10 protein-coding genes and 3 tRNA genes are annotated in these 9,627 nt (G+C 67.4%); 9 read left to right on the top strand and 4 right to left on the bottom strand.

Annotated elements, in window-relative coordinates; translation table 11 throughout:
* From hisF to hisB, 4 genes are all read right to left on the bottom strand, one after another.
* Positions 1 to 616, bottom strand: a 616-nt coding sequence (gene hisF, locus RI841_RS02825; protein WP_310704066.1) for an imidazole glycerol phosphate synthase subunit HisF, incomplete at its 3' end; no start/stop codon positions are given.
* A 3-nt stretch (positions 617 to 619) separates the two neighbouring features.
* Complete coding sequence (hisA, locus tag RI841_RS02820; RefSeq protein WP_310704065.1) at positions 620 to 1,366, bottom strand: 1-(5-phosphoribosyl)-5-[(5-phosphoribosylamino)methylideneamino]imidazole-4-carboxamide isomerase; 747 nt, start codon at positions 1,364 to 1,366, stop codon at positions 620 to 622.
* 139 nt (positions 1,367 to 1,505) lie between these two features.
* Complete coding sequence (gene hisH / locus RI841_RS02815; RefSeq protein WP_310704064.1) at positions 1,506 to 2,147, bottom strand: imidazole glycerol phosphate synthase subunit HisH; 642 nt, start codon at positions 2,145 to 2,147, stop codon at positions 1,506 to 1,508.
* 31 nt (positions 2,148 to 2,178) lie between these two features.
* Complete coding sequence (gene hisB / locus RI841_RS02810) at positions 2,179 to 2,772, bottom strand: imidazoleglycerol-phosphate dehydratase HisB (protein ID WP_310704063.1); 594 nt, start codon at positions 2,770 to 2,772, stop codon at positions 2,179 to 2,181.
* A gap of 193 nt (positions 2,773 to 2,965) precedes the next feature.
* Here hisB and RI841_RS02805 point away from each other — a divergent pair, with 193 nt between their 5' ends.
* The 9 genes from RI841_RS02805 to RI841_RS02765 all read left to right on the top strand — a co-directional run bounded on the left by RI841_RS02805 (position 2,966) and on the right by RI841_RS02765 (position 9,577).
* Positions 2,966 to 3,418 carry an acetyl-CoA sensor PanZ family protein gene (locus RI841_RS02805; protein ID WP_310704062.1) on the top strand — a complete coding sequence of 151 codons (453 nt, stop codon included), beginning with the start codon at positions 2,966 to 2,968 and terminating at the stop codon, positions 3,416 to 3,418.
* Positions 3,415 to 5,760: an AsmA family protein gene (locus tag RI841_RS02800; RefSeq protein ID WP_310704061.1), complete on the top strand. Its 2,346-nt coding sequence runs from the start codon at positions 3,415 to 3,417 to the stop codon at positions 5,758 to 5,760. Before RI841_RS02805 ends, RI841_RS02800 begins: the two co-directional genes overlap by 4 nt.
* Before the next feature lie 71 nt (positions 5,761 to 5,831).
* On the top strand, positions 5,832 to 6,923 hold the full coding sequence (mutY, locus tag RI841_RS02795; protein ID WP_310704060.1) for an A/G-specific adenine glycosylase: 1,092 nt from the start codon (positions 5,832 to 5,834) through the stop codon (positions 6,921 to 6,923).
* A 23-nt stretch (positions 6,924 to 6,946) separates the two neighbouring features.
* Entirely contained in the window at positions 6,947 to 7,219 is a 273-nt protein-coding gene (locus RI841_RS02790) for an oxidative damage protection protein (RefSeq protein WP_106230250.1), read from the top strand.
* A gap of 92 nt (positions 7,220 to 7,311) precedes the next feature.
* Positions 7,312 to 7,387 (top strand) — tRNA-Phe (locus tag RI841_RS02785).
* A gap of 6 nt (positions 7,388 to 7,393) precedes the next feature.
* A tRNA-Gln gene (locus tag RI841_RS02780) sits at positions 7,394 to 7,468 on the top strand.
* A gap of 43 nt (positions 7,469 to 7,511) precedes the next feature.
* Positions 7,512 to 7,587, top strand: a tRNA-Thr gene (locus RI841_RS02775).
* A 216-nt stretch (positions 7,588 to 7,803) separates the two neighbouring features.
* The gene (thpD, locus tag RI841_RS02770) at positions 7,804 to 8,808 is read left to right on the top strand and encodes an ectoine hydroxylase (RefSeq protein WP_310704059.1); all 1,005 of its coding nucleotides are present in this window, start codon (positions 7,804 to 7,806) and stop codon (positions 8,806 to 8,808) included.
* A 103-nt stretch (positions 8,809 to 8,911) separates the two neighbouring features.
* A complete protein-coding gene (locus RI841_RS02765; protein ID WP_310704058.1) occupies positions 8,912 to 9,577 on the top strand; it encodes a fumarylacetoacetate hydrolase family protein in 666 nt (221 codons plus the stop codon).
* The last annotated feature ends 50 nt before the right edge of the window (positions 9,578 to 9,627 follow it).

The following is a 9,627-nucleotide window of genomic DNA, read 5'->3' as shown; positions in this document are numbered from 1 at the left end:
CGATTACCGGCACGCTCACCGCATCCGCAATGGCGCGGGTCACCCCCAGGTCGAAGCCGGCCTTGGTGCCGTCGCGGTCCATGCTGGTCAACAGCAGCTCGCCGGCCCCGTAGGCTACCATCTTCTTCGCCCACTCCACGGCATCCAGCCCGGTGGGGCGGCGTCCGCCATGGGTGAAGATCTCCCAACGGTCCGGCTCGCCTTCCTCGGAGACCTTCTTGGCGTCGATGGCCACCACGATGCACTGGCTGCCGAAGCGTTCGGCGGCCTCGTACACGAAGTCGGGATTGGTCACCGCGGCGGTGTTGATCGACACCTTGTCGGCGCCGGCGTTGAGCATGGTGCGGATGTCGTCGCAGGTGCGGATGCCGCCACCCACGGTGAGCGGGATGAACACCTCACCGGCGATGCGCTCGACCATCTCCACCGTGGTGTCGCGGTCCTCGTGGCTTGCCGTGATGTCGAGGAAGGTGATCTCGTCGGCGCCCTGCTGGTTATAGCGCTGGGCGATCTCCACCGGGTCACCGGCGTCGCGGATACCGATGAAGTTGACGCCCTTGACCACGCGGCCGGCGTCGACGTCCAGGCACGGAATAATGCGTTTGGCGAGTCCCATGGATCAGCTCCTCTTCAGGCTGAGTTCGTCGCAGAGTCGCTGGCCCTCGGCCACGTCGAGGCTGCCCTCGTAGATGGCCCGCCCGGTGATGGCGCCGAGGATCCCGGGCTCGCCGGCCGCGATCAGGGCGCGCAGGTCGTCGAGGTTGGTCACGCCGCCGGAGGCGATCACCGGCAGGCCCCCTTCACGGGCAAGCTGTGCGGTGGTCTCGACATTGACGCCGGACATCATGCCGTCGCGGGCGATGTCGGTGTAGACGATGCTGGAGACGCCGTCGTCGGCGAAGCGCTTTGCCAGGTCGGTGGCCTTCACCGTCGAGACTTCGGCCCAGCCGTCGGTGGCCACGAAGCCATCCCGTGCGTCCAGGCCGACGATCACGTGTCCGGGGAAGGCCCGGCACATCTCGCCAACGAAGGCCGGCTCCTTGACTGCCTTGGTGCCGATGATCACATAGGAGACCCCGGCCTCGAGGTAGTGCTCGATGGTCTCGGCGCTGCGGATGCCGCCGCCGATCTGAATGGGCAGGTGGGGCCAGGTGCGAGCGATGGCGGTGACCGCCTCGCCATTGACCGGCGAGCCCTCGAAGGCGCCGTTGAGATCGACCAGATGCAGGCGTCGGGCGCCGGCCTCGACCCAGCGGGCGGCCATGGCCACCGGGTCGTCACCGTAGGTGGTGGCGTCATCCATGCGGCCCTGCTTGAGGCGGACGCACTTGCCGTCCTTGAGGTCGATGGCGGGAATTACCAGCATGTCAGTGTCCTTGTTTGGCGCGGCCACGGGCGCCAGTAAAGAGGGGCGCGGCCACGGGCGCCAGTAAGAATACAGAGTGGCGCGGTACCGGACACCCTGAAAGGCGGCGCAGCGGCCACCCCGTGAGGTGTAGTGCTGCTCAGGGCGTCCATTTAACGAAATTTTCCAGCAACTTGAGGCCGGCCCGGGAGCTCTTCTCCGGGTGAAACTGCACGGCGAAGGTGGCATCGCGGCCGGTGGCTACATGGGCATTCACCCGGCCATAGTCGGTGGTGCCGAACACCGTGGCGTCGTCGGTGGCGTCGACATAGTAACTGTGCACGAAGTAGAAGTGCTCGTCCTGGTCGATACCCGCCCAAAGAGGGTGGTCATGGTGCTGGTGCACCAGGTTCCAGCCCATGTGGGGCACCTTGAGGCGGTTGCCCCGGTCATCGCGCATATCATTCGGGAACTTCCTCACCTCGCCGCGCAGGAAGCCCAGGCAACCAATGCCACCGTTCTCCTCGCTGTGGTCGAGCAGCATCTGCTGGCCGACGCAGATTCCCAGCAGCGGCTTGGACTGACCGGCGAGCAGTTCCTCGACCAGGCCGCGCAGCTCGGTCTTCTCGAGTTCGCCCATGCAGTCGCGGATGGCACCCTGGCCGGGCAGCACCAGACGGGTGGCGCCGCGGATGCGACGGGCATCCCGCGTCACGATCACGTTCTCGTGGGTGACGTGTTCCAGTGCCTTGGCGACGGAATGCAGGTTACCCATTCCGTAGTCGATGACGGCAATGGTCATGGAGCGCTCCTCGTGTGATCGTTCGGCGGCCTCAGAGGCTGCCCTTGGTGGACGGCATCTGGCCGGCCATGCGCGGGTCCGGTTCTACGGCCATGCGCAGCGCACGGCCGAAGGCCTTGAAGATGGTTTCCGCCTGATGATGGGCATTGAAGCCCTTCAGATTGTCGATATGCAAGGTCATACGGGCATGGTTGACGAAGCCCTGGAAGAACTCCCAGAACAGTTGGGTATCCAGGCGGCCGATGCTGGCGCGGGTGAACGCGACGTCCATGTAAAGCCCCGGGCGGCCCGAGAAATCCACCACCACCCGCGACAGGGCTTCGTCCAGGGGGACGTAGGCATGGCCGTAGCGGTGGATGCCGCGCTTGTCGCCGATCGCCTGGTGGAAAGCCTGGCCCAGGGTGATGCCGAGGTCTTCGACGGTATGGTGGTCGTCGATGTGCAGGTCGCCTATCGCCTCGATATCGAGGTCGATCAAACCATGGCGGGCCACCTGGTCGAGCATGTGGTCGAGGAAGGGCACGCCGGTCTCGCAGGCCAGGCGCCCCTCGCCATCGAGGTTGAGGGTCACCGTGATCTGGGTTTCCCGGGTGTTCCGGGTGACCGTGGCGATACGCTCGGACATGTCGGATCTCCAGCGCCGGGGCGCGTGTTGGGGCTGGCCGATAGGGGGCACCGGCCGGCAAGGCAGAAGGGCACCAGGTGCTGTGCCTGACGCCGCGAGCCTGCCATTATAGTGAATCGCCTGCCCCATCCGCTACAATGCGGGCCATTACAGTGGTGGCGACCCCGTCGCCCCGGCTCAAGGAGAATCTCGCATGCCGGTGACCCTTCAACAGGTCGATCAGGCCGCCTGGGAAGCGGATGCCCAGATACGCCTCGACCTCGCGCGCATCTATGCCGACGCTCCTGCCGAGCGACTGCCCCTGCCCGTTGACGACTTCATCCGTGACCACCTCGCGGATGGCCACCTGTTCAGCTGCGCCCGCTTCAACGACCGGCTGTTGGGTGCCGTGGCGGTGAAATCCGGCCAGGAGGCTTGGTGGCTGTCGAACCTCTGCGTGCGCAGGACGACCCGGCGTCGCGGCGTCGGATCACGGCTATTGGCGCTGGTCAGCGAGGTTGCCCACGCCGAGGGCCGTCGCCTCTATGCTGCCTCGTCCCAGTTGCCGGTGGCCGACCAGATGCTGCTCGCCCGGCTCGGGTATCGGCTCACCAAGGACGGCGACTATTTCGAGCTCGACCTGTCGCCACGGGGAGGCCAGCAATGAAACGCTTGTTGCGGACCCTGCTCGCCGCCATCGGCGTGCTCGGCTTGGTGATGGTCGGTGCCGTGGTCTATGTTACCACCTTCTTCGACCCCAATGACCTCAAGCCGCGGCTGGTCGAGGTGGTGCGCGAGCACAGCGGGCTGGAACTGAGCCTGGACGGCTCCCTCTCCTGGTCCTTCTATCCCCGCCTGGGAGTGGGAGTGGAGAAGGCCGAAGCCCGCCTGCCGGATCAGGCGGATGATTCGACTCCCTTCGCCGCCTTTTCCCGCGCCGAGGTCAGCCTCGCCTTCACGCCGCTGCTGCGCGGCGAGATCGCCATCGACGGCTTGACCCTCGAAGACCTCTATCTCGACCTGCAGCGCGATGCCCAGGGGGAGGGCAACTGGGAAGTGCTGCTCGAGCGGCTCAGCAAGAGCAGCGAGGAGGCCGAGGCCGCCCTGGCACCGGCCAGTGCCGGGCCCGCCCCGGACATCGACACCGGCCTCTCGGTGGCCCTCAACGTTGCCAGCGTGCAGATCCAGGGCGGTGAAGTGCGTTTCCGCGATGCCCTGGAGGATCGTGAACTGCTCTTCGAAAATCTTCAGGTCAGCGGCAGCAACGTCAATCCCGGGCGGGCCTTTCCGATCGCGTCTTCCTTCCGGCTGACGGCCCACGAGGGCCTTGACTGGCGGGGGCAGGAAGGTGAGCCGCGCCTGGTCAGCGAGGTCTCCCTGGACAGCCGGGTGGCCCTGGGCCTGGCGGAGGGCCGTCACGAGCTTGAGGGGCTTAGCCTGGAGACGGTCAACCGCTTTGCCGACCTCGACAGTGAACAGGAGGTCAACCTCAAGGGCGCCCAACTGATCGTGAACGTCGGCGAGGGCAACCTGCAGCTGGAGGAGGGGCAACTCGACGCCAGCCTCAAGCATCCGCGCCTGGGCGAGAAGGTGCTGCCGCTGTCGCTGGCCTTCACCCTGGACGCCGACTTCGACGAGCAGAGCGCCCGCCTTCGTGACATGGCGCTCACCGGCCCCGACGGCCTGACGCTCAGCGGCAACCTCAACCTCAGGAACCTCGCCGAGGCGCCGGCTTACACCGGCCAGCTGCGCCTGGCGCCACTGTCGCTGCGGCCTTGGCTGACGCGGCTCGACATGATGCCGGCCATGGCCAATGGCGAGGCACTCTCCGATGTGGCACTGACCAGTCCTGTCAGCGGCGACCTCGAACGCTTCGAGCTCGCCGGCCTGACCCTGGTGCTGGACGGCAGCACCTTCACCGGCCGCCTGGCGGGGCAATACGACGGCGGGCGGCTCGCCACCGACTTGCAGGGCGACCGGCTCGACCTGGACGGCTACCTGCCGCCGCCGGGCGTGGAGGACGACGGTGCCTCGCTGTGGCGCCTGACGGGCATCCGCCAGGCCCATGCCGCCGAGTCGGGCGTCCTGGTGCCGACGGAGTGGCTGGCCGCGCTCACGCTCGATGCCCACCTGACGCTGGGTGAGCTGCGCCTGGCAGGGCTGGACTTCCAGGACGTCGATCTGATCCTCGAAGGACGTGATGGTCGCCATCGCCTGGTCACCTTCGAGTCGCGCTTTTACGAGGGCCGCCTGGGCGCCTCCGGCGCCCTCGACCTGCGCGAGACACCGGCCCGCTGGCAGCTGGCGCCGAAGGCCGAGCGGGTGCGCCTGGAGTCGCTGCTCGAGTCCCTCGACAACAAGCCCGCGCCCCTGAACGGCCGCTTCAGCGGCGAGGGCGAGCTCACCAGCCGCGGCAACACCTTGATGGAGCTCAGGCGCCATCTGGGTGGCAGCCTCGCCACCCGTATCGAGGAGGGCGCGATACCCGGCGTCAACATCTCCCGGGAGCTGTGCACCACGGCCGCCGCCCTGGAGGGAGGGAAGCTTGACCGCGAGTGGCGCGACGAGACCCGCTTCGAGCGCATGCTTGCCACCCTGAGGCTCGACGAGGGCACTGCCAGGAGTGACGACTTGCTGGTGACGCTGCCCGGCATGGAGGTGGGCGGCAAGGGCGAGCTGGACCTGGTCAGCGAGCAGTTCGACCTGCGCGCCGCGCTGCGCCTGATCAATGCCGAGGACGCTCCCTGCGAGGTCAACCGGCGCCTGGAGCGGGTGCCGCTGCCGGTGCGCTGCGAGGGACAACTGGGCGGCGACAGTGCCGAATGGTGCCGCTTCGACCGCCAGGCCTTCCAGGGCACCCTGACCGAGCTGCTGCGCGACGAGGCCTCGCAGCGTGCCGGCGAGGAGGTCGAGCAGCGCCTCGAGGGCGCCGCCGAGAAGATCGACGAGCGTCTCGGCGAGGAGGCCGGCAAGGAACTTCGGGATGCACTGAAGGGTCTATTCAATTGAGCAACACGTACGACCAGTCCCTGCGCCGACTTCCCCAGTCGGCGCTTTTTTGCGCGCAGTGAGAGAGCCCCATGACGGACATGCCGCCAGCCATCCTGCCGCCGGAGAGCTTCCAGCAGCGCCTGCTCACCTGGTTCGACGAGCACGGCCGCCACGACCTGCCCTGGCAGCACGAGCGTAGCCCCTACCGGGTCTGGGTCTCGGAGATCATGCTGCAGCAGACCCAGGTGGCCACAGTGATTCCCTACTTCGAGCGCTTCATGGCGTGCTTTCCCGATGTGACGTCGCTGGCGGCGGCCGACCAGGACGAGGTGCTGCACCTGTGGACCGGGCTCGGCTACTACGCCCGGGGGCGCAACCTCCACAAGGCCGCCCGGGTGCTGATCGAAGAGCATGGCGGGACGTTTCCCGTCCACAGCCTCGACGAGATGGCGGCGTTGCCCGGCATCGGGCGTTCCACGGCCGGGGCGATCATCGCCCAGAGCACCGGGCGGCGCGCGGTGATCCTCGACGGCAACGTCAAGCGGGTTCTCACGCGTCTGCACGCCGTGGAGGGCTGGCCGGGACGGCCGGCGGTGGAGCGCCGGCTGTGGGCCCTGGCCGAGCATTACACGCCCGACCAGCGGCTGGTCGACTTCACCCAGGCGATGATGGACCTGGGCGCGACCCTCTGCCGGCGCGGCACGCCCGATTGCGTCCGCTGTCCCTTCGAGGAGGTCTGCGTGGCCCACGCCCGCGGGGAGGAGAAGCGCTTCCCTGAGTCCAAGCCGAGGAAGGCCCTGCCCACGCGCACCACCGTGATGCTGCTCCTGCAGGACGAGAAAGGACGCGTGCTGCTCGAGCAGCGCCCCTCCAGCGGCCTGTGGGGCGGGCTCTGGAGCCTGCCTCAGTTCGACGATGTGGAGACGCTACAAGCCTGGCTGGACGCCCGGACGCCGGGCAGCGAGCTCCAGCCCGCCTGGACAACCTTTACCCATGTCTTCAGCCACTTCCGCCTCGAGATCACTCCGCAGCCGGCGCGCATTGACCGGCTGGACTCGGTGGGCGAGGCGCGCTGCTGGTACGATCCCACTGAGCCCCCCAGTATCGGCCTGGCGGCACCGGTCAAGGCGCTGCTGGTGTCGCTGACGCCCTTCGCGCTGACCACCGCCGCCGGGCCCTGACCCCCGCACGAGGAGAGACCCCGATGAGCCAGACCGTCTTCTGCCGCAAGTACCAGAAGGAAATGGACGCCCTGCCGTTCCCGCCGCTGCCCGGCAAGAAGGGCCAGGAGATCCAGGCCAGCGTTTCCCGCCAGGCCTGGGAGGAGTGGCAGGCACTGCAGACTCGCCTGATCAACGAGAAGCACCTCAACATGCTCGATCCCGCCTCCAGGGAGTACCTGATGGAGCAGATGGAGCGCTTCCTCGACAACCGCGAGACCGACCAGGCCGAGGGCTATGTTCCCCGGGGCGAGTAGCCCGCCCGTGTCGCCGATCCCCGGCCATCTTTCTGAAACGAAAGGGGTTGACGGAAACGGCCCGCTGGGGTTTAATACGCACCGTTGGCAGCGGCCAGATAGCTCAGTCGGTAGAGCAGGGGATTGAAAATCCCCGTGTCGGCGGTTCGATTCCGTCTCTGGCCACCAATTTGCTGGGGTATAGCCAAGTGGTAAGGCACCGGTTTTTGGTATCGGCATTCCCAGGTTCGAATCCTGGTACCCCAGCCACGCCAACCCTGTTTCCGATTCTGTGACTCGAGTCGGTTCCCGAGCCGGCATAGCTCAGTTGGTAGAGCAACTGACTTGTAATCAGTAGGTCGCGGGTTCGACTCCTGCTGCCGGCACCATCAAGCACCGGGAAGCCTGGCTCATCGCCAGGAACACCAAGAGTCACAGCGTAGAAGAGGCCACCCGTCGAGGTGGCTTTTTTCGTTGCCCTTGAAACCCCCGAGGGCGTCACCATATGGCCTCGTGCGGCTCCTTCACTGGGGTCGCCCGCGGCTGTCCTGCCGTCGGAACGTGTTCGAACTGAGACTGATCACGGAGTCACAGGAGGTGATTGGATGTCAGTGCAGACATCGTCCTATCGCACGCTGGAACAGGCTGACCTTAACGTCGTCGTCGATTCTCCTGACCCCCAGAGCCGCGTTAAGAGCGCGCCGCGTCCGGGCCAGGATCCCTATCCCACCCGGCTGGCCGAGCCGCTGGACATGCCGTGGCTCAGCCGTCACGAGGGAGTGGTCAAGGGGCGTGCCGAGGAAGGGCCACTGAGCCAGGCGCAGCTCGATGCGTTCGAGCGCCAGGGGTTCCTCTTCGAGCCCGACTTCATCAGCGGCGACGAGCTCGCCGAGCTGCGCCGGGAACTCGAGGCCCTGCTCGACAATGACGACTTCCGCGGCCGCGACTTCAGCATCACCGAGCCCCAGGGCAACGAGATCCGCTCGCTGTTCGCCGTGCACTTCCTCTCGCGGCGCTTCTCGCGCCTGGCCCGCGACGAGCGCCTGATGGGCCGCGCCCGCCAGATCCTCGGCGGGGAGGCCTACGTGCACCAGTCGCGCATCAACTACAAGCCCGGCTTCGAGGGCAAGGGCTTCAGTTGGCACTCGGACTTCGAGACCTGGCACGCCGAGGATGGGATGCCTGCCATGCATGCGGTGAGCGCCTCCATCGTGCTCACCGACAACCACCATTTCAACGGGCCGCTGATGCTGGTGCCAGGCTCCCACAAGATCTTCGTGCCCTGTCTCGGGGAGACCCCGGAGGACAACCACACGCAGTCTCTCAAGAAGCAGGAGGTCGGGGTGCCGGGCCGCGAGGCGCTGCGCGAGCTGGTCGACCGGCACGGCATCGAGGCGCCGACCGGTGCGGCGGGCGGCCTGCTGCTTTTCGACTGCAACGTGCTGCACGGCTCCAATGCCAACATGTCGCCGGATCCGCGCAGCAACGCCTTCTTCGTCTACAACCGCCTCGACAACCGCTGCGTGGCGCCCTTCGGGGCGAGCCGCCGGCGCCCGCGCTTCCTGGCCCACGAGCCGGACGAGCGCTGGTCGCCCGAGGCGCCATCGTGAGTGGCCGGCCACAGCCGTACGCTGGACCCACGGTGTCGCTGGGGTAGACTGAAGGGCTTGTCGCCTGACCGCGACGGCGATCACCAGAAGGAGAAGAACCGCCATGCGTTTCGTGCCCCGTTTCACCGATGGCCAGCCGTTCCCCGAGCTGCTGGGGAAGATCGTCTGCGTCGGCCGCAACTACGCCGACCATGCCCGGGAGCTGGATAATCCGGTGCCCAGCGAGCCCCTGCTGTTCATCAAGCCGGCGACGGCCGCCGTCCCGCTGGAGCAGCCGGTCGACGCCCCCTTCACGCGGGGCGAGGTGCACTACGAGACGGAGCTGGCGCTGCTGATCGGCGAGGAGCTCTCCCACGTCACCGACGACGAGGCCGAGCGCGGCATCGCCGGCATCGGGCTGGCCCTGGACCTGACCCTGCGCGACGTCCAGTCGCGCCTCAAGGAGAAGGGGCACCCCTGGGAGATCGCCAAGGCCTTCGACGGCGCCTGTCCGCTCTCGTCCTTCCTGCCGCTCTCGCAGGTGCCCAACTGGAGCGGGCTCGCCTTCACCCTGGAGGTGAACGGCGAGCCACGCCAGCATGGCGAGGGGGCGGACATGCTCTTCCCGGTGGCGACCCTGGTGGCAGAGATGAGCCGCCACTTCACCCTGCAGCCGGGCGACGTGGTGCTGACCGGCACCCCGGCCGGGGTGGGGCCGCTGGAGCGTGGCGCGACGCTTCACTTCACCCTCACCGGCGGACTGGAGGTCACAACCCGCGTGGTGGAGTAGTCGGCACCGCGAAAACCCCGGACGAAGACGCCCCGCTGCGGGGCGTCTTT

Origin of the sequence: Halomonas sp., from assembly GCF_031581305.1 — a bacterium.
Taxonomy (GTDB): domain Bacteria; phylum Pseudomonadota; class Gammaproteobacteria; order Pseudomonadales; family Halomonadaceae; genus Halomonas.
The sequence above is the reverse complement of the archived record's forward strand: the minus strand, read 5'-3'. Positions and strand labels throughout refer to the sequence as shown.

What these genes read in the sequence shown, in the direction of transcription:
- hisA (WP_310704065.1), bottom strand. Translation starts at nt 1,366, where the DNA reads ATGCTGGTAATTCCCGCCATCGACCTCAAGGACGGCAAGTGCGTCCGC.
- hisH (WP_310704064.1), bottom strand. Translation starts at nt 2,147, where the DNA reads ATGACCATTGCCGTCATCGACTACGGAATGGGTAACCTGCATTCCGTC.
- hisB (WP_310704063.1), bottom strand. Translation starts at nt 2,772, where the DNA reads ATGTCCGAGCGTATCGCCACGGTCACCCGGAACACCCGGGAAACCCAG.
- RI841_RS02805 (WP_310704062.1), top strand. Translation starts at nt 2,966, where the DNA reads ATGCCGGTGACCCTTCAACAGGTCGATCAGGCCGCCTGGGAAGCGGAT.
- RI841_RS02800 (WP_310704061.1), top strand. Translation starts at nt 3,415, where the DNA reads ATGAAACGCTTGTTGCGGACCCTGCTCGCCGCCATCGGCGTGCTCGGC.
- mutY (WP_310704060.1), top strand. Translation starts at nt 5,832, where the DNA reads ATGACGGACATGCCGCCAGCCATCCTGCCGCCGGAGAGCTTCCAGCAG.
- RI841_RS02790 (WP_106230250.1), top strand. Translation starts at nt 6,947, where the DNA reads ATGAGCCAGACCGTCTTCTGCCGCAAGTACCAGAAGGAAATGGACGCC.
- thpD (WP_310704059.1), top strand. Translation starts at nt 7,804, where the DNA reads ATGTCAGTGCAGACATCGTCCTATCGCACGCTGGAACAGGCTGACCTT.
- RI841_RS02765 (WP_310704058.1), top strand. Translation starts at nt 8,912, where the DNA reads ATGCGTTTCGTGCCCCGTTTCACCGATGGCCAGCCGTTCCCCGAGCTG.